The 22550-nt window shown below is 68.9% G+C and carries 18 protein-coding genes; 5 read left to right on the forward strand and 13 right to left on the reverse strand.

The annotated features are described in order from the left end of the window. Nucleotides 1–38 precede the first annotated feature (38 nt). Nucleotides 39–1358: a LysM peptidoglycan-binding domain-containing protein gene (locus E3T37_RS12965; protein ID WP_134367434.1), complete on the forward strand. Its 1320-nt coding sequence runs from the start codon at nucleotides 39–41 to the stop codon at nucleotides 1356–1358. 78 nt (nucleotides 1359–1436) lie between these two features. Next, nucleotides 1437–3416: a Stk1 family PASTA domain-containing Ser/Thr kinase gene (gene pknB / locus E3T37_RS12970; RefSeq protein ID WP_134367436.1), complete on the forward strand. Its 1980-nt coding sequence runs from the start codon at nucleotides 1437–1439 to the stop codon at nucleotides 3414–3416. Between the two features lie 411 nt (nucleotides 3417–3827). Here the strand turns inward: pknB and E3T37_RS12975 are convergent, their stop codons facing one another. The 3 genes from E3T37_RS12975 to E3T37_RS12985 all read right to left on the reverse strand — a co-directional run bounded on the left by E3T37_RS12975 (nucleotide 3828) and on the right by E3T37_RS12985 (nucleotide 6959). Next, nucleotides 3828–5198, reverse strand: coding sequence for a class II 3-deoxy-7-phosphoheptulonate synthase (locus E3T37_RS12975; protein WP_370261575.1), 1371 nt, complete (start codon nucleotides 5196–5198; stop codon nucleotides 3828–3830). Between the two features lie 95 nt (nucleotides 5199–5293). Beyond that, nucleotides 5294–5983, reverse strand: coding sequence for a 1-acyl-sn-glycerol-3-phosphate acyltransferase (locus tag E3T37_RS12980; RefSeq protein WP_134367438.1), 690 nt, complete (start codon nucleotides 5981–5983; stop codon nucleotides 5294–5296). 28 nt (nucleotides 5984–6011) lie between these two features. Further along, nucleotides 6012–6959 (reverse strand): ROK family glucokinase, encoded by a 948-nt coding sequence (locus E3T37_RS12985; RefSeq protein WP_134367440.1) that lies wholly within the window; start codon nucleotides 6957–6959, stop codon nucleotides 6012–6014. A 175-nt stretch (nucleotides 6960–7134) separates the two neighbouring features. Between E3T37_RS12985 and E3T37_RS12990 the strand changes: the two genes are divergently transcribed. Next, entirely contained in the window at nucleotides 7135–8967 is a 1833-nt protein-coding gene (locus E3T37_RS12990) for a long-chain fatty acid--CoA ligase (protein WP_134367442.1), read from the forward strand. A 66-nt stretch (nucleotides 8968–9033) separates the two neighbouring features. Here E3T37_RS12990 and def read toward each other — a convergent pair whose 3' ends face one another. The 3 genes from def to E3T37_RS13005 all read right to left on the reverse strand — a co-directional run bounded on the left by def (nucleotide 9034) and on the right by E3T37_RS13005 (nucleotide 14336). Then, the gene (def, locus tag E3T37_RS12995; RefSeq protein ID WP_134367444.1) at nucleotides 9034–9525 is read right to left on the reverse strand and encodes a peptide deformylase; all 492 of its coding nucleotides are present in this window, start codon (nucleotides 9523–9525) and stop codon (nucleotides 9034–9036) included. Between the two features lie 63 nt (nucleotides 9526–9588). Beyond that, nucleotides 9589–10845 carry a MinD/ParA family protein gene (locus E3T37_RS13000; protein WP_241978654.1) on the reverse strand — a complete coding sequence of 419 codons (1257 nt, stop codon included), beginning with the start codon at nucleotides 10843–10845 and terminating at the stop codon, nucleotides 9589–9591. Nucleotides 10846–10931: 86 nt separating this feature from the next. After that, complete coding sequence (locus E3T37_RS13005; RefSeq protein WP_134367446.1) at nucleotides 10932–14336, reverse strand: pyruvate carboxylase; 3405 nt, start codon at nucleotides 14334–14336, stop codon at nucleotides 10932–10934. Nucleotides 14337–14413: 77 nt separating this feature from the next. On the opposite strand from E3T37_RS13005, the gene E3T37_RS13010 reads away from it, so the two are divergent. After that, a complete protein-coding gene (locus tag E3T37_RS13010) occupies nucleotides 14414–15220 on the forward strand; it encodes a ParA family protein (RefSeq protein ID WP_134367518.1) in 807 nt (268 codons plus the stop codon). A 90-nt stretch (nucleotides 15221–15310) separates the two neighbouring features. On the opposite strand, the gene E3T37_RS13015 is transcribed toward E3T37_RS13010, so the two are convergent. The 5 genes from E3T37_RS13015 to E3T37_RS13035 form a co-directional block, all read right to left on the reverse strand. Continuing rightward, nucleotides 15311–15862 carry a MerR family transcriptional regulator gene (locus tag E3T37_RS13015; protein ID WP_134367447.1) on the reverse strand — a complete coding sequence of 184 codons (552 nt, stop codon included), beginning with the start codon at nucleotides 15860–15862 and terminating at the stop codon, nucleotides 15311–15313. A gap of 141 nt (nucleotides 15863–16003) precedes the next feature. After that, nucleotides 16004–16702 carry a MerR family transcriptional regulator gene (locus E3T37_RS13020; RefSeq protein ID WP_134367449.1) on the reverse strand — a complete coding sequence of 233 codons (699 nt, stop codon included), beginning with the start codon at nucleotides 16700–16702 and terminating at the stop codon, nucleotides 16004–16006. Beyond that, entirely contained in the window at nucleotides 16702–17115 is a 414-nt protein-coding gene (locus E3T37_RS13025) for an FHA domain-containing protein (protein WP_134367520.1), read from the reverse strand. Before E3T37_RS13025 ends, E3T37_RS13020 begins: the two co-directional genes overlap by 1 nt. An 85-nt stretch (nucleotides 17116–17200) precedes the next feature. After that, nucleotides 17201–17818, reverse strand: coding sequence for a CDP-alcohol phosphatidyltransferase family protein (locus E3T37_RS13030; RefSeq protein ID WP_255572881.1), 618 nt, complete (start codon nucleotides 17816–17818; stop codon nucleotides 17201–17203). 47 nt (nucleotides 17819–17865) lie between these two features. Beyond that, nucleotides 17866–18726 (reverse strand): Ku protein, encoded by an 861-nt coding sequence (locus E3T37_RS13035; protein ID WP_134367451.1) that lies wholly within the window; start codon nucleotides 18724–18726, stop codon nucleotides 17866–17868. An 82-nt stretch (nucleotides 18727–18808) separates the two neighbouring features. Between E3T37_RS13035 and E3T37_RS13040 the strand changes: the two genes are divergently transcribed. Then, nucleotides 18809–21277 (forward strand): ATP-dependent DNA ligase, encoded by a 2469-nt coding sequence (locus tag E3T37_RS13040; protein WP_134367453.1) that lies wholly within the window; start codon nucleotides 18809–18811, stop codon nucleotides 21275–21277. A 6-nt stretch (nucleotides 21278–21283) separates the two neighbouring features. Here the strand turns inward: E3T37_RS13040 and E3T37_RS13045 are convergent, their stop codons facing one another. Next, on the reverse strand, nucleotides 21284–21733 hold the full coding sequence (locus E3T37_RS13045; protein WP_134367455.1) for an NUDIX hydrolase: 450 nt from the start codon (nucleotides 21731–21733) through the stop codon (nucleotides 21284–21286). A 132-nt stretch (nucleotides 21734–21865) separates the two neighbouring features. Next, a complete protein-coding gene (locus E3T37_RS13050; protein WP_134367456.1) occupies nucleotides 21866–22393 on the reverse strand; it encodes an adenine phosphoribosyltransferase in 528 nt (175 codons plus the stop codon). Nucleotides 22394–22550 lie beyond the last annotated feature (157 nt).

Here is a 22550-nt window from a genome sequence, read left to right on the forward strand (position 1 = left end):
TCAGCGTGACTGGGCACGCAATCAGGACGAGGAGTCCCATGTCGGCAAAAGCCAGCAGGATCAGCACCAACGCGACGCCGTCGCCCGCCGAAGGCCGGCACCGCCAGGCATCGTCCGGCACCCGCCGGGGACTGGGCATCCTGGCTACCGTTCCCCTCGTTCTGATCAGCACCATCGCGATCAGCCTGAACCTGGCGTCGCCCGCGGACGCGGCGACCCTGGCGAAGAAGCCCGTCAAGAGCAGGAGCAACCTGCCCTCGCCGCCCGCCGACCTCGCGCGGCAGGCCCCCGGCACCTCCGGCGTGGCCGCCCCCGGCCAGTACCAGGTGGTCGAAGGTGACACCGTGAGCGGCGTCGCCGGTCGGTTCGGGCTGTCCACGGCATCCGTGCTCGCCCTCAACGGCCTGGGCTGGTCCGCCAGCATCTTCCCCGGTCAGACGCTGATCCTCGGCCAGGCGAAGCCGGCAGCTTCCGCACCGGCCCCGGCCGACATCGCGAAGTACTCGATCCGGGACGGGGACACCATCAGCAGCGTCGCCGCCGCGCACGGTCTCTCCACCGGCGCCGTCCTCAGCGCCAACGGCCTCGACGGCAACAGCACCATCTTCCCCGGCCAGGCGATCGTGCTGCCCGGACCCGGCGAGGCAGCGCCCGCCACCGTGGCCGCTCCCCCGCCTTCGGCCACCGCCGCCACGGCTCCGGGCTCGCACACCATCGCGGCCGGCGACACCATCGGGGCCATCGCTGCCGCGGCGGGCGTGTCGGTGCAGGCGGTCCTCGACGCCAACGGCCTGGGCTGGTCCAGCATCATTTATCCCGGCCAGGTCCTGGCCGTCCCCTTCTCGTCGTCCCCGTCGGTGTCGGCGTCGGCGTCGGCGCTCCCGCTCGAAGCCGTGGCGCCGTCGGCCCCGACCCTGCCGGAGCCGACGGCGATCTTCGGCGTGGTGACGCCGCTCACCGATGACATGCGCCGCAACGCGGAGACGATCATCCTCGTCGGTCGCCAGGCGGGAGTCAGCGACTCGGGCCTCGTCGTGGCCCTGGCTGCCGCCGCCCAGGAATCGGGCCTCCGGAACGTGGCCTACGGCGACCGGGACTCTCTCGGGCTGTTCCAACAGCGCCCGAGTTCGGGCTGGGGCACGACCGAGCAGGTACTGGACCCCGTTCGGGCCAGCCTCGCCTTCTTCGGCGGGGACGGAAACCCGAACGCGGGCGTCACCCGCGGTCTGCTCGACATCGCCGGCTGGGAATCGATGACCGTGACCCAGGCGGCCCAGGCCGTGCAGATCTCGGCCTACCCCGACCACTACGCCAAGTGGGAGACATCCGCACGGGCCTGGCTGGCCGAGCTCGGCTGACCCGGAACATCCCCCCAAAACCCTGACTACCGGGTGTCCTGGCAGCCCGAGGCCCCGGACGATCCCTAGACTCGACTAGTGAGCGATACCTCTGCCGATCCGATGATCGGCCGTCTGATAGACGGCCGCTATCAGGTGCGCTCCCGGATCGCCCGCGGCGGCATGGCCACCGTCTACGTCGCCACCGACCTGAGACTGGAACGCCGTGTAGCGCTCAAGATCATGCACGGACATCTGGCTGACGACAATACGTTCAAGGCCCGCTTCGTGCAGGAAGCCCGTTCCGCCGCACGGCTCGCGCACCCGAACGTGGTGAACGTGTACGACCAGGGCCAGGACGCCGACATGGCCTACCTGGTGATGGAGTACCTACCGGGCATCACCCTGCGTGACCTGCTCAAAGACTACGGACGGCTCACCAGCGAGCAGACCATGGACATCCTCGAGGCAGTACTGAGCGGGCTCGCAGCCGCGCACAAGGCCGGGATCGTGCACCGCGACCTCAAGCCGGAGAACGTGCTACTGGCCGACGACGGCCGAATCAAGATCGGCGACTTCGGCCTGGCCCGCGCCGTCAACAACAACACCGCCACCGGCCAGGCCCTGCTCGGCACCATCGCCTACCTCTCCCCCGAGCTGGTCACCCGGGGAATCGCGGACGCCCGCAGCGACATCTACGCCCTCGGCATCATGACCTACGAGATGCTCACCGGAGAGCAGCCGTACGTGGGCGAGGCGCCCATGCAGATCGCGTACCAGCACGCCAATGACACGGTCCCCATGCCGAGCACGCGGATTCCGACGATTCCACACGAGCTCGACGAGCTGGTGCTCTGGGCCACCGCCCGCGACCCGGAGCAGCGCCCCCGTGATGCCCGGGTCATGCTCGACCAGCTGCTCGACCTGGACAAACTGGTGCGCCCCGCGGCGACCGGGTCCGGGCAGGCGGAGACCATGGTGATGCCCCGCGGGGCCGGCATGGCCGCCGGAGTGGCCGACGCCGACACTCAGATCCTCGGGGCGGCGCCGCTCGCCGCTACCACGGTGCTCGCGGCGGCCGGGGCTCCCCATAACGCCTCCGCATTCCCCTCGGCCGGTGATTCCGGCCCGGCGAACACCGTCGTCCTGACCGACAAGGCCCGCAAGCGCAAGCGCAAGGGTTACTGGCTGTTCACGCTGGTCCTGCTGCTCGCCGCCCTCGCCGGCGGCGGCGGCTGGTACTTCGGCAGCGGCCCCGGGTCACAGGTTCCGGTGCCGAGCCTCACCTCGGCCAGCCCGGAGGATGCGACCTCCCAACTGGCCGAACTCGGCCTGGAAGCCGCGCGCGACGTGGAATACAGCGGCACGATCGCCGCCGGCCTCGTTTCCAGCACCGACCCGGAGCCGGGCACCCGGATCGCCAAGGGCAGCACGGTGACCCTCCGCGTTTCCCAGGGTCCGCAGCCCATCACGCTTCCGGCGCTGGCCGGACTCACGCAGGAGGCCGCGACCGCCGCCGTCACCGACCTCAAGGCCGCGATCGGCAGCACGGATTCCGTTTTCGACGCCGACGTCGATGCGGGCCTCGTCATCTCCGCGAGCCGCGAAAGCGATGGCGGCGACGTCTCCCCGGGCGGAGGCTACTTCGAGGGTATGAACGTCAACCTCGTGCTCTCACTCGGCGCCGTACCCGACGTGTCGGGCAAGTCGGTCGACGACGCGACGGCAGCCCTCGGCGACAAGGGACTGCTCGTCACCGCCGGCGGGGAGGAATTCAGCGACTCGGTCGCCGACGGTGACGTCATCAGCGCCCGCCCCACCAAGGACGGCCCGGTGCGCGCGGGCGACACGTTCACGCTGACCACGTCGAAGGGGCCGGCCCCGGTCGAGGTCCCCAACGTCGTCGGCAAGTCGTGGGGCGAGGGCAAGAAGATCCTCACCGACCTGGGCTTCAAGCTCAAGTACAACGCGCTCTGGGACACTCCCGGCTTCGCGATCGTCGTGCAGTCGACGGACCCCGCGGCCGGCACACTGGCCCCCAAGGGATCAACGATCAGCCTGGCTGGCTCCCTGGCCTAGCCTGCTGGCTTCTCCCCCTCGTCACCCGCCCGCTCGCCCTCACGGTCCGTCCGCCCGCTCGCACCGCTCGCACCGCCCGCACCGCCCGCTCGCACCGCTCGCACCGCTCGCACCGCTCGCACCGCCGAGCCGGCGCGGTTCTCGGCCGCTTGCTCCGCCCGCCCTGAACCAATTCGACGGAGATTCTGCCCGAATCGGCCCGAAACCGGCCAAAAGTGCCTTTTTAGAGCGATATATCCGTCGAATTCGTTCGCCGACTCCGGCCTCAGGACCGGTGGATGCGGGTCCGGGACCGGCCATAGCCGGTCGGTTCGCAGGCAAACGAGAGCACCCGTTCCGGTCGAGAGTGCCCGGCTGAACGGGTACTCTCGACCGGAACGGGCACTGTGGCGCCGCGGCGTTGGGGTGGGACTAGCGGGCGGCGAGTTCCTCGGCGACCAGGAAGGCCAGTTCCAGAGACTGCATGTGGTTCAGGCGCGGGTCGCAGAGCGACTCATACCGGGTGGCCAGCGCGGCCTCGTCGATGTGCTCCGAACCGCCGAGGCACTCGGTGACGTCGTCGCCGGTGAGTTCCACGTGCACGCCGCCCGGGTGCGTCCCGACGCTGCGATGCGCCTCGAAGAAGCCGCGCACCTCGTCGACGACGTCGTCGAAGCGACGGGTCTTGTAGCCGGTGGGGGTCGTGACGCCGTTGCCGTGCATCGGGTCGGCGACCCACAGCGGCTTGGCCTCGCTCGCCTTGATCGCCTCGAGCAGGGGCGGAAGGGCATCCCTGACCTTGCCGGCGCCCATCCGGGTGATGAAAGTGAGGCGGCCGGGCTCGCGGTTGGGGTCGAGCTTGTCGACCAGGCGCAGCATGTCGTCGGCGGAGGTGGTCGGGCCGAGCTTGACCCCGATCGGGTTCCGCACCCGGGAGAGGAAGTCCACGTGGGCGCCGTCGAGGTCGCGGGTGCGTTCGCCGATCCAGATGAAGTGGGCCGAGGTGTTGTACGGCGTGCCCGTGCGGGAGTCGATCCGGGTCATCGGGCGCTCGTAGTCCATCAGCAGGCCCTCGTGGCTGGTGTAGAACTCGGTGCGGCGCATCGCCTCGAAGTCGGCCCCGCAGGCGATCATGAACTTGATCGCACGGTCGATCTCCTTGGCCACCTTCTCGTAGCGCTGGTTCGCCGGGTTCGCGGCGAAGCCCTGGTTCCAGCTGTGCACCTGGCGCAGGTCTGCGAAACCGCCCTGGGTGAAGGCGCGGATCAGATTGAGGGTGGATGCCGCGGTGTGGTAGCCCTTGACCAGGCGGGCCGGGTCGGCCTCGCGCGATTCGGGGGTGAAATCGTAGCCGTTGACGATGTCGCCGCGGTAGGCGGGCAGGGTGACGCCGCCGCGGGTTTCGAAGTCACTGGAGCGGGGCTTGGCGAACTGGCCGGCCATCCGCCCCATCTTGATCACGGGCATCGAGGCGCCGTACGTCAGGACGACGGCCATCTGCAGCACGGTCTTGACGCGGTTGCGGATCTGCTCGGCGGTCGCGCCGCTGAAGGTCTCGGCACAGTCCCCGCCCTGGAGCAGGAACGCGTGGCCGCTGGCGGCCTCCGCGAGGCGATCCCGCAGGATGTCGACCTCACCGGCGAACACCAGCGGCGGCTGCGCGGACAGCTCGGCGGACGCGGCGGCGACCGCGTCCGCATCCGGCCAGGTCGGCTGCTGCTTGATCGGAAGCGTGCGCCAATAGTCCAGGCCGGCAACCACAGATCGATCTGCGACGACGACTGGTTCGGTTGGGTCTACCACGCGGCTATTCCTGTTTTCTCTGGGCCGGCGCGCACAACTCCGCACCGAACGATGGCTTTGGTGGCCGGAATCGGCCACAAGGCAATGGAGCGATCTTATCGCGAAAGGCTCGCGCGCTTTTCCTTCACGCTGGTCGCATACACGTCCACGTACTCCTGCTTGCTCAGCGCCTGCAGCTCGTACATCAACTCGTCGGTCACGGAGCGGAGCACGAAGCGGTCACCCTCCATGCCGGCGAACCGGGTGAAGTCCAGGGGCTTGCCGATCACGATGCCGATCCGGCGCACCTTGGGGATGCGCGTGCCGGTGGGCATGGCCTTCTCCGTGTCGATCATCGCGACGGGCACCACGGGCACCTCGGCTTCGAGCAGCATCCGGGCAACGCCCGTGCGGCCCCGATACATCCGGGCATCGGGGCTGCGGGTTCCCTCCGGGTAGATGCCGAGCACGCCGCCGCCGGAGAGGATGCGCAGCCCGGTGTTCAGGGAATCCTCTGACGCCTTGCCGCCGGACCGGTCGATCGGCAGTTGGCCGGTCGCCTTGAAGAACTGGCGCGTGGCCCAGCCATTGAGTCCCTTGCCGGTGAAGTACTCGCTTTTCGCCAGGAAGACAACCCGCCGGGGTACGACCAGCGGGAGGAAAACCGAGTCGATGAACGACAGGTGATTGCTCGCGAGGATGACACCGCCCTCTTTGGGGATGTTCTCGAGACCGACCACCCAGGGCCGGAAGATCGCCAGCAGCAGAGGGCCGATGACAATGTTTTTCATGAACCAGTAGAACATCGTTGCCTCCCTCGGTGACCGGCACAGCCTACTGCGCGAAGACGTGTTTCCGCGCGAGGTCGGCCGCGCCCACGACACCGGCGTCGTTGACGAGTTGGGCGATGGCGAATTCCGCCTCGGGGTGATAGCCCCGGGCCGGCAGGTTTTCGAGGTACGCGGCGCGGATCGGCTCCAGCAACAGTTCACCGGCAGCGGCGACTCCGCCGCCGAAGACGAACAACTGCGGGTCGAGCACGGCCGCGAGACTGGCGCACGCCTGGCCGAGGGACCCGCCGAGCTGACGCAGGGCGGCGAGGGCGCCGTTGTCGCCCTCCTGGATCAGCCGGCCGACCTCCTTGCCGGTGAGCTTGCCCTTGCGCTCCCGCGCGGCGGCGAGCCCGAGACCGATTCCGCCGGCGTCAGCCAGCTCGGTGGCGATGCGGAGCAGGGCCCGGCCCGAGCCGTACTGTTCGATACAGCCGTGCGCGCCGCAGCCGCACAGTCGCCCATTCGGCACCACTCGCAGGTGCCCGAGCTCCGCCGCGCAGCCGAAGCCGCCGCGGAAGAGCCGGTGGCCGGAGATGATCGCGCCGCCGACGCCGGTGCCGATGGTGAGCGTCACCATATCGCTGTAGCCGCGACCGGCGCCGAAGACGAATTCCGCCCAGCCCGCGGCGTTCGCATCGTTCTCGATCAGGATCGGCATGTCGAGCCGCGCCTCGAGCGTGGCTCTAAGCGGCTCGTGGCGCCAATTGACGTTGGGCCCGTAATACACGGTGGACTGGGCAGCGTCGATGAAGCCGGCCGCGGCGATGCCGGCGGCGACGACCTCTTCACCGGCGGCGAGTTCCGTGATCATCTCGACGACGGCATCCTCGATGCCGCGCGGATCGCTCGCGGTCGTCGGACGACGGTCCGAACGGATGATCGAACCGGACTCGTCAACGAGAGCCGCGGCGATTTTTGTGCCGCCGATGTCAATCCCAATGGCGTGCACAGCATTCTTCTTTCGTAGGGGGAACAGGGGAATCAGGCCCCCGAGCGAGCGGCAGTGCCGAAGCATGCCCTTTAGAGTGTACTGAGTCAACACACCGCACGGCGAAACACCAGCCTCATTCGTCCCACGCGGATAGAGTGGTCGGAAATGCCCGCCCGGTACCAGAGGAGTTACCGTGAAACAGTTCGATCTGCCCGCAATCGTTCCTGCGGATCCCGCAGCCAACGTCACCGACCTGCTCGTCGACCGCCTCGCGGCAACCCCGGAGTCCGTGCTGTTCTCCCTGCCGCAGAACGGCGCCTGGCTCCCGGTGACCACCAGCCAGTTCTACGGACAGGTCATCGCCCTGGCCAAGGGCCTCGTCGCCGCCGGCATCCAGCCCGGCGACAAGATCGGGCTGATGTGCAAGACCCGCTACGAGTGGACGCTGATCGACTTCGCCGCCTGGTTCGCCGGCGCCGTGCTCGTCCCCGTCTATGAGACCAGCTCCCCCACCCAGATCCAGTGGATCCTGGGCGATTCCGACGCCGTCGCCGTGATCGTGGAAACCCCGGAGCACTTCTCCCGCCTCGATGAGGTGCACCCCGAGCTCCCCAGCGTGCAGCGCGTCTGGCAGATCAATCTCGGCGACCTCGACAAGCTCGGGGCTGCCGGGGTCGACGTGCCGGACGAGGAAATCGAGCGACGCCGCTCCCTCGCGGTGGGCGCCGACATGGCCACCCTGATCTACACGTCCGGTTCCACCGGCCGGCCCAAGGGTTGCGTGCTCACCCACGCCAACTTCGTCGAGACCAGCCGCAACGCGGCCGTCGCGCTGGACGAGGTGCTCACCGACGAGCATGGCGCGTCGACGCTCCTGTTCATCACCACCGCGCACGTCTTCGCCCGGTTCATCTCCGTGCTCTGCGTGCACGCCGGTGTGCGCGTGGGCCATCAGCCCGACACCAAGAAGCTGCTCGAATCCCTCGGCACGTTCAAACCGACCTTCCTGCTCGCGGTGCCCCGGGTCTTCGAGAAGGTCTACAACTCCGCCGAACAGAAGGCGCTCGCCGCCGGGCGCGGCAGGATCTTCGAGACCGCGGCCCAAACGGCCGTCGACCACTCGATGCTGGTCAACGCGGGCAAGCCCGTTCCCCTGATGATGAAGATCCGGTTCACCCTGTTCGACCGGCTCGTCTACAGCAAGCTGCGCGCCGCCATGGGCGGGAACGTGAAGTACGCCGTGTCCGGTTCGGCCCCCCTCGGCATGCACCTCGGCCACTTCTACCACAGCCTGGGCATCAAGATCCTCGAAGGCTACGGGCTGACCGAGACCACCGCCCCAACCACCGTGGGCCGCCCCGCCCAGTTCAAGATCGGAACCGTGGGGCCGCCCCTGCCCGGCGTCTCCGTTCGGGTCATGGACGACGGCGAGATCGAGGTCAAGGGCGTCAACGTCTTCAAGGAGTATTGGAAGAACCCGGAGGCGACCGCGGCCACCTTCAACGACGGATGGCTCCGCACCGGTGACATCGGCGACTTCGACAGTGAGGGTTACCTGACCATCACCGGGCGCAAGAAGGAGATCATCGTCACGGCGGGTGGCAAGAACGTCGCCCCGGCCGCGCTCGAGGACCCCATTCGTTCGAACCCGCTGATCGGCCAGGTCGTCGTCGTCGGCGATCGCAAGCCGTTCATCGCCGCTCTCGTCACCCTCGACCCGGACATGCTTGCGGTCTGGCTGAACAACAACGGCGAGGATGCGGGCATGTCGGTCGCCGAGGCATCCGTCAACACCAAGGTTCTCGCCGAGGTGCAGCGAGCGATCGACCACGCCAACGACCATGTGTCCCGGGCCGAGTCGATCCGTAAGTTCACGGTGCTCTCGACGGAGCTCACCGAGGACAACGGTTATCTCACGCCGAAGCTCAGCATCAAGCGGGACATCATCCTGCGGGACTTCGCCGACACCATCGAGGCCATGTATATCGGCGCCCCGGTGACCGGGACGACCCCGGTCAAGGGCTAGGTGTACAGCCAGGCCGGGTAGCCGGACACGTTCTGGTCGGGTCCGCCCGGACCCGACCGGCATCGATCAGAACCAGGTGGACTCGCGGACTTCCTTCATGGCCGCCCGGCGGTTCTCCTTGTCGAGGCGGTCGAGGTAGAGGAAGCCGTCGAGGTGGTCGGTTTCGTGCTGCAGCGCCTGCGCCATGATGCCGGTGCCGGAGAGTTCGACGGCGTCCCCGTCCAGGTCCACACCGGTCACCCGGGCGAACGGGTAGCGCCGGGTCGGGTACCACAGGCCGGGCACGGAGAGGCAGCCCTCCTCCACGAGTTCGGGCTCGCCGGAGACCTCGACCAGGACCGGGTTCAGGATGTACCCGATCTTGCCGTCGATGTTGTAGCTGAACGCCCGCAGGTTGACGCCGATCTGTGACGCCGCGACCCCCGCCCGCCCGGGCAGGAGCACGCTGTCGAGCAGGTCCTCGACCAGGCTCTCCACCCGGGAGTCGATGGTGACGATCGGGTCGGAGACGGTCTTCAGGACGGGATCTCCGAAGAGACGGATCTGGCGCTCAGGCACAGTGGAACTCCAAGTCGTTGGTACAGGGGATGCAAGGGGCGAGGGAAGAGCAGCCCGTGGCGATCACACGCCGCGGTCGGCCGGAAGGCCTTCCACGACCATGGCGGCCAGGGTGCGGGCGGCGAGCCGCGTGATCGGCTTCAGATCGTCGAACGAGATGACACTTCCCGCGGCCAGCTGCGGGTCCCAGGGGATCCGCACGATCTCCCGCACCCGGGACCGGAAGTGCGACTCGATCTCCTCGAGCTTGACCAGGTTGGTGCCCTGGGTCGCCGTATTGAGCGCGACGATGGCGTTCTGCACCAGGTCGCCGTAGCCGTTCGCCTCGAGCCAGGTCAGGGTTTCCGAGGCCAGCCGGGCCTCGTCGACGCTGCCGCCGGACACAATGACGATCGAATCGGCACGCTGCAGGGTCGCCCGCATCACGGAGTGCACGATTCCCGTGCCGCAGTCGGTGAGCATGATCGAGTAGTACCGGGCGGCCAGGTCGGCGACGACGTTGTAGTCGTCCTCGTCGAAGGCCTCCGACAGGAGCGGGTCGGTGTCGGACGCGAGGATGTCGAGCCGGGTGGCGTCCCGGGACACCAGGGCGGAGAAGTCGGTGAAGCCGCCGATGGATGCGGCCTTCGTGACCACGTCGCGCACGGTGGAACGCGTCTGCTTGGTCACGCGCTCGGAGAGCGTGCCCCGGTCCGGGTTGGCGTCGACGGCGATGATCCGGTCTTCACGGGCATCCGCCAGGGCCATGCCGAGGAGTGCGGTGACCGTCGTCTTGCCCACGCCGCCCTTGCGGGTCAGGATCGGGACGAAGCGGGTGCCGCCGTCGAACTCCTTGCGGATGCGGTCGTCGAGTTCCTTCTGCGCCCGCACCCGGGCGGAATCGCCCAGGTTCACCAGGTGCAGGGTCGCCGCGAAGACGAAGGTGTTCCAGGCGCCGCGGGGCGGCGGCTTGGTGCGCCGGTTGACCGCCAGCAGGCGGTCGGAGGTGAGCATCGCGGCGGATTCGGGCGAGGAGCTCGTTTCGGGGCGGAGCCGGTCACGGCGGGTTTGCTGGGTCGCGGTCTCGGCGGCGGGTGCGGACAGGGCCCGCACGGCGCCCGTGACGGCCGCCGAGGAGCGCTCGGCACGGGGCACGGCCGGGGTGCTGATTTCGATCGTGTGGGTCGTCGGGTGGCTGGGTGCGTCGGCGGGACGGGACAGGCCGACAGGTCCCCTGCGGGCGGCAACCGGCGCCGAGGCCGGCAGAGCGGCCGCGAGGTTCACGATCGTGTGCGGCGGCAGCTCGCTGTGGTACTCGTCACCCGGCTGGGTGAGCGGCACGGCCGAGGGTTCCCGACCGGAACCCTCGGCGCCTGTGCGCTTTTCGGACAAAAGATCAGCCCCTTCGTCGGAGATCGGCCCCAATCTTAGCGCGGCAGCACCACCACGAGCAGATCCCCCGCGTCGACCTGCTGCGTTTTCGGGATCGCGACGCGCTCGACGACGCCCGCGATGGGCGAGGTGATCGCGGCCTCCATCTTCATGGCCTCGATCGAGGCGACACTCTCACCGGCCTCGACGAAGGCGCCTTCCTCGACCTTGAGGGTCACCACTCCGGAGAACGGCGCGGCGATCTGGCCCGGCCGGTTCGCATCCGCCTTCTCCGCCGCCTTGCTGCTGACGGTGATGCTGCGGTCACGCACGAACACCGGGCGCAGCTGGCCGTTCAGGGTCGTCATGACCGTGCGCATGCCCTTCTCATCCGGCTCGCCGATGGCCTCGAGGCCGACGTAGAGTCGCACGCCCTTGTCGATTTCGACGGCATGCTCGACGCCCTGCTGCAGCCCGTTGAGGTAGTCGACGGTGTCCAGTACGGAGAGGTCGCCGAACAGTTCGCGGATCTGCTCGAACTGCCTGGTCGGAGCGGGGAACAGCAGCTGGTTGAGCATGGCGCGGCGGGTGAGGCTGTCGCCGTTCAGGGCGCCGCGCTCGTCCGCGGTCAGCTCGGTCACGCCGATGCGGACGGTGCGTCCGGCGAGCACCTTGCTGCGAAAGGGCTCCGGCCAGCCGCCGGGCAGGTCACCCAGCTCCCCCGCCATGAAGCCGATGACCGAGTCGGGCACGTCGTAGTTGCCGGGGTTCTCCGCGAAGTCGGCGGGGTCGGCGCGCACCGCGGCCAGGTAGAGGGCGAGGTCGCCGACCACCTTGGACGACGGCGTCACCTTGGGCACGCGGCCGAGGATGTCGTTGGCCGCGGCGTACATGTCCTCGATCAGTTCGAAGTCGTCGGCGAGGCCGAGGGCGACCGCTTGCGTGCGCAGGTTGGACAGCTGCCCGCCCGGGATCTCGTGGGTGTACACCCGCCCGGTCGGCGCCCGCAGGCCCGATTCGAAGGGGTGGTAGACCCGGCGCACGTCTTCCCAGTACGGTTCGAGGTCACAGACGGCCTTGAGCGAGATGCCAGTGTCGCGTTCGGTATGGGCCAGCGCGGCGACGAGAGAGGATGCCGAGGGCTGGCTGGTGGTGCCGGCCATCGGGGCGCTGGCCACGTCGACCGCGTCGGCGCCGGCGCGTGCCGCCGCCAGCAGGGTGGCCAGCTGGCCGCCCGGGGTGTCGTGGGTGTGCACATGGACCGGGAGGTCGAACCGGTCCCGGAGAGCGGTGACGAGCTTCTCCGCGGCCGCGGGCCGGAGCAGGCCGGCCATGTCCTTGATCGCGAGGACGTGCGCGCCCGACTCGACGATCTGCTCGGCGAGCCGCAGGTAGTAGTCGAGGGTGTACAGCTTCTCCGCCGGGTCGAGCAGGTCGCCGGTGTAACAGAGCGCGACCTCGGCGACGGATGATCCGGTCGCGAGCACGGCATCGATGGCCGGGCGCATCTGGGAGACGTCGTTGAGGGCGTCGAAGATGCGGAAGATGTCGACACCGGTCGCGGCGGCCTCCCGCACGAAAGCGTCGGTCACCTCGGTCGGGTACGGCGTGTATCCGACCGTGTTCCGCCCGCGCAGCAGCATCTGCAGGTTGATGTTGGGCAGAGCCTCCCGCAACGACGCGAGCCGCTCCCACGGGTCTTCGCCGAGGAAACGCAGGGCCACGTCGTAGGTGGCGCCGCCCCAGGCCTCGACCGAAAGTAGCTGCGGGGTCATCCGTGCCACGTACGGCGCCACGGCGACGAGATCGCGGGTGCGCACCCGGGTCGCCAGCAGCGACTGGTGAGCGTCGCGGAACGTGGTGTCGGTCACGGCCAGGGCCGTCTGGGCGCGCAACGCGGCGGCAAAGCCGGCCGGGCCCAGCAGCTGGAGTCGCTGGCGCGAGCCGGAAGGTGCCGGCTCGGCCAGGTCGAGCTTCGGCAGCTTCTCGGCCGGGTTCAGCAGGGTGATCGGCACCCCGTTGGGCTTGTTCACCGTGACGTCGGCGAGCCAGTTCAGGATCTTGGTCCCGCGGTCCTTGGATGCCCGACCGCGCAGGAGCTCCGGCCGCTCGTCGATGAAGGAGGTGCTGAGGTTGCCGGCCGCGAAGTCGGGGTCGTCGAGGACGGCCTGCAGGAACGAGACGTTCGTGGACACGCCGCGGATGCGGAACTCGGCCAGGGCGCGCTTGGAGCGGGTGACCGCGGACGGGAAGTCACGGCCACGGCAGGTGAGCTTGGCGAGCATCGAGTCGAAGTGGGGGCTGATGTGGGCGCCGGGGTTGATCGTGCCGCCGTCGAGCCGGATCCCGGCGCCGCCGGGCGAGCGGTACGTGGTGATCTTGCCGGTGTCCGGGCGGAAACCCATGGTCGGGTCCTCCGTCGTGATGCGGCACTGCAGCGCGGCCCCGCGAAGCTGGATCTTGTCCTGGGTCAGTTCGAGGTCGCGAAGGCTCTCGCCCGCCGCGATGCGGATCTGGGACTGCACGAGGTCGACATCCGTCACCTCTTCCGTCACGGTGTGCTCGACCTGGATGCGCGGGTTCATCTCGATGAACACGTGCTGGCCCTCACGTTCGCCGACCGTGTCGAGCAGGAACTCGACGGTGCCGGCGTTGACGTAGCCGATCGACCGGGCGAAGGCGACCGCGTCGGCGTAGAGCCGCTGGCGGATCTCGTCGGACAGGTTCGGCGCGGGAGCGATCTCGATCACTTTCTGGTGGCGACGCTGCACGGAGCAGTCCCGCTCGAACAGGTGCACGGTCTCGCCGGTGGAGTCGGCCAGGATCTGCACCTCGATGTGGCGGGGCCGGAGGACCGCCTGCTCCAGGAACATCGTCGGGTCGCCGAAGGCACTGTTCGCCTCGCGCATGGCCTCTTCGAGGGACCCGCGCAGCTCGCTCATCTGGGCGACCCGGCGCATGCCGCGCCCGCCGCCGCCCGCGACGGCCTTCGCGAAGATCGGGAAGCCGATCTCCTCTGCCGCGGCGATCAGCTCGTCGACGTCGCGGGAGGGCGCGCTGGACTTGAGCACGGGCACCCCGGCGGCGATCGCGTGCTCCTTGGCGGTGACCTTGTTGCCGGCCATTTCGAGCACATGCTCGCCCGGGCCGATGAACGTGATGCCGGCCTGCCGGGCGGCGAGGGCCAGCTCCGGGTTCTCGGACAGGAAGCCGTAACCGGGGTAGATCGCGTCGGCGCCGCTCTCCTTGGCCACCCGGATGATCTCGCTCACCGTGAGGTAGGCACGCACCGGGTGACCCGGTTCGCCGATCTGGTACGCCTCGTCGGCCTTCAGCCGGTGCAGGGAGTTGCGGTCCTCGAACGGGAACACCGCGACCGTTTTCGCGCCGAGCTCGTAGGCGGCCCGGAAGGCCCTGATCGCGATTTCACCGCGGTTGGCAACAAGGATTTTCGTGAACATCAGGACCTCTCAAGCGCGGAGCCGCACACAGCCAACGGTTAGGTTCTCCAAGACTAGTGAAGGTAACGTATCTACTTGTGCACGTACTAAGCGTTAGCTCCCTCAAGGGAGGAGTAGGCAAGACCACAGTGACCCTGGGTCTGGCGTCTGCTGCCTTCGCCCGCGGCGTGCGAACCCTGGTTGTGGACATTGATCCACAGTCGGATGTGTCGACGGGGATGGATATCGAGGTCGCCGGCCACCTCAACATCGCCGATGTGCTCGCCTCTCCCAAGGAAAAGGTCGTTCGCGCGGCCATCGTTCCCAGCGGGTGGACCCGCGGCCGGCCCGGCACCGTCGACGTGATGATCGGCAGCCCGTCCGCCATCAACTTCGACGGCCCGCACCCCAGCATCCGGGACATCTGGAAGCTCGAGGAGGCTCTCTCCACGGTCGAGAAGGACTACGACCTGGTGCTGATCGACTGCGCCCCGTCCCTGAACGCGCTCACGCGCACGGCGTGGGCAGCGAGTGACCGGGTGGCCGTAGTGACAGAACCCGGCCTCTTTTCCGTTGCCGCCGCCGACCGCGCCCTGCGCGCGATCGAGGAGATCCGGCGCGGACTCAGCCCCAGACTCCAGCCGCTCGGCATCATCGTCAACCGGGCCCGAGTCGCCTCCCTCGAACACCAGTTCCGGATCAAGGAGCTGCGGGACATGTTCGGTCCGCTCGTGCTCAGCCCCCAGCTTCCCGAGCGCACCTCCCTGCAGCAGGCTCAGGGCGCGGCGAAGCCGCTGCACACGTGGCCCGGAGACAGCGCCCAGGAGATGGCGCGCTACTTCGACCAGCTGCTGGAGCGGATTCTGCGCACGGCCCGCATCGCCGAGTACGCGGAGCAGCGCTGACCTGAGCGCGCCCTGTCTTGAGGACGGCGCCCGAGCGGGCACCGGCCTGGCGTGAGCCGGCCGGGTGGTCTCAGCTGGTCTCGGCTGTTCTCAAGAGACCTTGCGGCTGCCACGGCGGACGGCGAGTTCGTCCGCGGGGTCGACCGCCTGGGTGTCCAGCTCGACGAGGGTCGTCTCGACCTCGCGGAGCACCTTGCCGACGGCGATGCCGAAGACGCCCTGGCCGCGGCTGACCAGGTCGATGACCTCGTCGTTGGACGTGCACAGGTAGACGCTGGCCCCGTCGCTCATGAGCGTCGTCTGGGCCAGGTCGCTGACGCCGGATTCGCGCAGCTGGTTCACGGCGGTGCGAATCTGCTGGAGGGAGATTCCGGTGTCGAGCAGTCGTTTGACCAGCTTCAGAACCAGGATGTCGCGGAATCCGTAGAGACGTTGGGTGCCGGACCCGGCAGCGCCGCGCACGGTGGGCTGGACCAGTTCGGTGCGGGCCCAGTAGTCCAGTTGGCGGTAACTGATCCCGGCGGCCCGAGCCGCCACAGCGCCGCGGTAACCCGATTTGTCGTCGAGCTCCGGCATCCCGTCGGTGAAGAGCAGACCCTCGCTGTAGCGAGAGCCCTCGTCACGCTGATGGAGCTCGCTCATACGTTTTGCCTCTCGGGGTGGGACTGCGACGCAGATGATCGCTGGATCAACGCTACCGAGGTGGGCGGCCCTGATCAACGACATCCGGTCGAACACTTTGCGTGTCGGGCCGAAAAGGTCGGGTCAGGCCCAGTGTAGGACTTACTTGGTCAGTCGGCCCAGGGCGGAGCGTATCAGGCTGCCGCGAATCACCTCGAGCTGTCCGGCGATTTCCACCGCCATCTCGGCGGCCTTGGCGCGGCTGGAGGCGTCCTTGCGACGGGACAGCGGAACGAGGGCGCTCTCGATCAGGCCGAGTTCGCGTTCGGCCGCCCCGCGGAAACTGCGGAGGTGGCGAGGCTCGATGCCGCTGCGTTGCAGTTCCACCAGGGCGCGGAGCACACTCAGTGCATCGTCGCCGTAGACGTCGGCCGGCAGGATGATCGACGCTGACACGGCGTCGTGGAGCAGGGAGGCGGAGGCCCCGGCCTCGCGAGCGAGCTCGTCCCGGCTGAGCCGGCGCGCCGTGGTCAGCATCGAGGGGCCCGGCGTCACCCCGCCGGGGAGGACCGGCGACAGCCCGGCATCGAGATCGTCGAGGTAGGCGCGGATGACCTTCAACGGGAGGTAGTGGTCCCGTTGCATGGAGAGCACCAGGCGGAGGCGATCCAGGTCGCCCGCGCAGAACTTGCGATACCCGGATTCGGTGCGGGCAGGCGAAACCAGCCGCTGTTCCTCGAGGAACCGCAGCTTCGACGGAGTCAGGTCCGGGAATTCCGGCGTCAGCCGGGCCAGCACCTGTCCGATGCTCAAGAGTGACGTCGCGCCCGGCGCTCTGGCCTGGGCGGAGGACGCCGACACTAGTCGCTCGCCAGGAGCTTGAGGTCGTGCCGGGAGGCGTAGAAGGTGAGGCGGAATTTGCCGACCTGGACTTCGGCTCCGTCGTGGAGCAGCGCGGAGTCGATCCGCACGCCGTCGAAGTAGGTGCCGTTGAGGGAGACGAGGTCCTTGACCTCGAAGGCGGTTCCGTGCCGCAGGAATTCCGCATGCCGCCGCGAGACGGTGACGTCGTCGAGGAAGATGTCCGCGTTGGGGTGGCGACCGACCGTCGTCACGTCCGCGTCCAGCAGGAAACGCGCGCCGGCGTTGGGACCCCGACGCACCACGAGCAGGGCGGACCCTGAGGGCAGAGCCGCGATGGCTTCCTGCTCCTCGGCCGTCACTACGCCGTCGATCGCGGCCAACTGCGCCGCGAACTCCTGCCCGAAGGTCATGGTCGTGTCGGTGTTGGCAAAGTTTTGCGGCGCAGCCTTGCGCTGGGGTTCATTCGTCTTTTTGGAATCAATCACCGTACACCTCCTAGTCCTCCAGCGTATCGGATCGGAGGGCCGGATTTACCCGCGGAAGGCGAATCACCCTGGCCGTCTCGATTGCGTAGATAATGCCCGCCCACCAGTAAAGAAAAGCTCCCCACAGCCCGAAGGCCCAGCCCACGGGCATCGACCACCAGGCCACCGCCGGGAAGGCCTCGCCCAGCATGATCATGGGCAGGGCGTAGAAGAGGCAGAACGTGGCCACTTTGCCGAGCAGGTGCACCGGGAGGGGCCCGAACCCGAAGTTCGCCAGGATCACGCCGAGCCCGAGCAGGAAGATGTCCCGCCCCACCACGACCAGCACGATCCACCACGGCACGAGGTCGCGCGAGGCCAGCCCGAGCAGCGCGGCGAAGATGTACAACCGGTCGGCCGCGGGGTCGAGCAGTTGTCCCAGTCGGGTGATCTGACTGAACCGCCTGGCCAGGAAACCGTCGAGGAAATCGGTGAAGCTGGCGACGGCCAGGACGAGGAGAGCCCAGGCATCCTCACCTTGGATCAGCAGGACCAGGAAGACCGGCACCAGGGCCAGTCGGAGCATGCTGAGCAGATTGGGCAGCGTGATGACCTTCGTACTGACGTTGGTTCCCTCTGACCCGGCCACGATCCCGAGTCTACCGAGGCACCGCCGGATCGGTCTGCGCCATCCCGTCAGCCGACCGACCCGCGTTTTTGGGCCCGTCCGTGTTCCGGCTTCTTCTGCTCCGAACCACGGTCCTGCTGCCCGCTGCGGCTCCGCTCCACGCTGCGGCGCAGGGCCTCCATCAGATCGAGGACCTCTCCCCCGCCCTCCTCGCCGGTCGGACGGCCGAGGGTGGCCTCGGTGTCCACCGCGTCCCCGGCCGCGAGTTTCGCGTCGAGGAGTTCCCGCAGCTGGTCCTGGTAGTCATCCCGGAAATCCTCCGGGGAGAAGTCGGAGGCGAACGATTCCACGAGGGCGGCCGAGAGCTCGAGTTCCTGGGCCGAGATGCGCACCGGCTCGTCGAGGGCGGGAAAGCGGGCGTCCCTCACCTCGTCGCTCCAGAGCAGTGATTGCAGCAGCAGGACGTCATCGCGCACCCGGAGCGCCCCGAGGCGCGTCTTCTGGCGCAGCGCGAACCGCGTGATCGCGGTGCGATCCGTGGCCTCGAGCGCCCGGCGCAGCAGCACGTACGCCTTGGCCGACGACCCGTCCGGTTCGAGGTAGTAGCTGCGCTCGAACATGATCGGGTCGAGCTGTTCGCTGGGCACGAATTCGACCACCTCGATCTCGTGGCTTCGCTCGGCCGGCAGCCGGCTCAGGTCCTCATCCGAGATGATCACCGTCCTGTCGCCGCTGTCCCAGGCCTTGCCGATATGGGCGTAGTCGACCACGCGGCCGCACTTCTCACACCGCCGCTGGTACCGGATGCGCCCGCCGTCCGCGTCGTGCACCTGGTGCAGCGCCACGTCGTGGTCTTCGGTCGCGCTGTACACCTTGACGGGCACATTGACGAGTCCGAAGGTGATCGCGCCTTTCCAGAACGATCTCATTCCCTCAGTAGACACCGGTCACGGGCCCGGGGCTAGCCTGCACGGCCTAGCGGCGCCGGGGACCGGAGAGCATGCTGACCTCATGAGCGAGGTGCCGGAACACGGGGGTTCGAGGCAGGTCGTGATGGTCGGGGGGCGCCGGATCACGCTCACCCACCTCGACAAGGTGCTGTACCCGGAGACGGGCACGACCAAAGCGGATGTGCTCGGCTACTACGCCGCCGTGGCCGACGTGCTGATCCCGCACGCCGCCAACCGGCCCGCCACCCGCAAGCGGTGGGTGCACGGCGTCGGGACCGCGGAGGGACCGGGCCACGTCTTCTTCCAGAAAAACCTCGACAGTTCCACCCCGGATTGGGTCAGGCGCGGCCGGCTGCAGCACACTCACCACGTGAACGAGTACCCGCTGGTGAACGACCTGGCCACGCTGACCTGGCTGGGCCAGATCTCCGCCCTCGAGATCCACGTGCCGCAGTGGCAGTTCGGGCCGGACGGCAGTCCGCGCAATCCCGACCGGCTCGTGCTCGACCTCGACCCGGGCGAGGGGGTGAGCCTGTCCGAGTGCGCGGAGGTCGCCCGCCTGGCCCGGGCGATCCTGCGGGACATGGGTCTCGACCCGCTGCCCGTTACCAGCGGAAGCAAGGGCATCCATCTGTATGCGGCCCTGGACCTGAGCCACACGTCCGAGCAGGTCTCGCAGGTCGCCCACGAACTGGCGCGGGCACTCGAGGCCGACCACCCGGACCAGGTGGTCAGCGATATGCAGAAGGCGAAGCGCCCTGGCCGGGTGTTCGTGGACTGGAGCCAGAACAACAGTTCCAAAACGACCATCACGCCGTATTCCCTGCGCGGGACGCTGTGCCCCATGGTCGCGATGCCCCGCACCTGGCGCGAGCTGGCCTCCCCCGGCCTCGCGCAGGTCGATTTTCGGCAGGCCATGCACCGGGTCGAGCGCGGGGGCGATCCGCTGGCCGGCCTGCTCACCGCGCACTCGGGTGGCGGGGACCCGGCCGGTGTCTCCGCCGTCGGCGGGCCGGGGGCGGATGCCCTGGCCGTCTACCGCAGCAAGCGAGACGCGTCCACGACCCCGGAGCCGATGCCGGCCGGCGTCGTGACGGCGGGCGACGGCCGGTCCTTCGTGATCCAGGAGCACCATGCCCGCAATCTGCACTACGACCTGCGCCTCGAGCACGAGGGGGTGCTGGCCTCCTGGGCCCTGCCGCGCGGCGTGCCGACTGATCCGGCGAAGAACCGGCTCGCCGTCAGGACGGAGGACCACCCGCTCGAATACGGCGCGTACGAGGGCGTCATCCCGGCAGGTGAGTACGGTGCCGGCACGGTCAGCATCTGGGACCGAGGCGCGTACGACCTGGAGAAATGGCGGGACGACGAGGTGATCGCCACCCTGAACGGCGAGCCGCGCGGAGGATTGAACGGATCGGCCCGGTTCGCGCTGATCCGCACCGGCGGCAAGAACTGGCTGATCCACCTGATGAAGCCCCGGCCCTCGTCCGGGTCGTATCCGCCGGCGCGTTCGGGGAGCGTCGGTTCCTCCGCCGGGGCCGACCGGCGCATCCGTTACCGGCCCATGCTCGCCACCCTCGGCTCGGTGACCGATCTGCCGGAGGACGACGCCTGGGCCTTCGAGATGAAGTGGGACGGGATCCGTGCCCTGGCCTATGTCCGGGCGGAGGACGATCCCGCCGCGGAGGTGCGCCTGCTGACCCGAAACGGCAACGACGTCACGCCGGCCTATCCGGAGCTGGTGGCGACGCTGCCCGGCGCCCTCCGGGCCGATTCGGCCGTGCTCGACGGGGAGATCGTCGCCCTCGACCGCGCCGGGCGGCCGGATTTCGGCCTGCTCCAGACCCGGATGGGCCTGACCGACCGACGCCAGATCGACGCCGCCGTCGCGGCGACGCCGGTGCGGTTCATGGCCTTCGATGTGCTCGAACGCGACGGGGAGCCGCTCCTGGACCGCACCTACGCCGTACGCCGGGCCGTCCTCGCGGACATCCTGGAGGTGACCGGCGCGGTGCAGGTTCCGCCGGCTTTCGACGGCGACTCCGCCGAGGCCATGCGATCCAGCCGGAACCTCGGTCTGGAGGGCGTGGTCGCCAAGACCCTCGACGGCCGCTACCAGGCCGGGCGCCGCTCCCGGTCGTGGATCAAGATCAGGCATCATCTCAGCCAGGAGGTCGTCATCGGCGGGTGGCGGCCCGGCAACGGCCGGCGGTCGGGCTCGGCGGGGTCTCTGCTGATGGGAATCCCGGATGGGGGCCGGCTTCGCTATATCGGCCGGGTGGGTACGGGCTTCCGGGACCGGGACCTGGACGACCTCCGGGCCCGGCTGGACCCCCTCGAAACGGCGGACGGCCCGTTCGCGGACGTGCCCGTCGCCGACGCCCGGGACGCCCGCTGGGTTCGTCCGGTGCTCGTCGGCGAGGTCGAGTTCGCGGACTGGACCGCGGCCGGCCGCCTCCGGCATCCGTCCTGGCGCGGGTGGCGCCCGGACAAAACGCCGGCGGACGTGGTCAGGGAAGCGCCGTAGCGCGGCTCAGGCGAGACGGGCGCGCAGGGCGGGCCAGCTGGCGGCGAATCCCGGATGCAGCGGAAGATCCCCGACCTGTTCGGTGGGGACCCAGCGGAGCGCAATGCTCTCCTGGTCGCTGATCACCGGGTCGAAGGGCTCCGTGGCCCGGACCACCACCGTGGTGTACGACCAGAACCCGAGGTCCAGGACCGAACTGAACTGCACCGTGACCAGGTCGGCCGGGACGCCGGCCTCTTCCCCGGCCTCGCGCAGCGCCGCCTCGAGGGCGGTCTCGTGTTCGTGCCGCGCTCCCCCGGGCAGCCCCCAGGTGTCACCTTGATGGCTCCAGAGAGCGCGGTGTTGCAGCAGCACCCCCAGCTCGAGGTGGTGCACCAGCAGGCCGGCAGCGCCGAACAGCCCCCAGAACTTGCCGCCATCGGGCCCGTACACCCACCTGTCGCCGTTACTGCTCATGGCACAAGCATGGGGCACCCCGGCCGTGAAAACCCTTCGTGTTGCCCGGTGTCACCCGGTCGTCGGGCGACCGTGCCCGTTCCGGTCGAGAGTGCCCGGCACAGCGGCCACTCTCGACCGGAACGGGAACTACTAAAGGGCCACGATGGCGTGCACGGGGGCGTCGCCGAGGCGGGACCGGCCGACCAGGTCGGTCAGCTCGAGCACGACGCCGACCCCGGCCAGGTGGTAACCGGCCCGCTCGACCAGGCGCGAGGTGGCGGCGATGGTTCCGCCGGTGGCCAGGACGTCGTCGAGGACGAGCACACGCGAGCCGGCGGCCAGCTGGCCGATCTCGAGCTCGAGGCACGCCGATCCGTATTCCAGGTCGTACTCCTCGCTCAGCACCGAGCCGGGCAGTTTGCCGCCCTTGCGCACGGCGAGCACGGCGACATCCGCCGCGTAGCCGACGGCGGCGGCCAGCAGGAAGCCGCGAGCCTCAATGCCCGCGACGGCGTCGAACTGGCCGTCGAACCGGCCGGCCAGTTCGTCGATCAGGGACCGGAACGCCTTGGCGTCGGCGAACACCGGGTTGAGGTCGCGGAACAGGATGCCCGCTTGCGGGAAATCGGGGTACGAGGCGAGGAGGGCGTGCACATGGTCTGCTGCGGGGGTGTTCACCCCCTCAGTTTAAGCGTTCTCCGGCTCGCCCTGACCCGCCCCGCCAGTCCCCCGGATGTCGCGTCCGCACGGTGCTGCGTGCTAGCCTCAGATTTAGCTAACAAAGTTAGACACTTTTTCCGGTATCTTTGCTGGAACGCCAGAAAGGGCAGCTATG

The organism is Cryobacterium sp. TMT2-10 (assembly GCF_004403075.1).
Lineage (GTDB): Bacteria > Actinomycetota > Actinomycetes > Actinomycetales > Microbacteriaceae > Cryobacterium > Cryobacterium shii.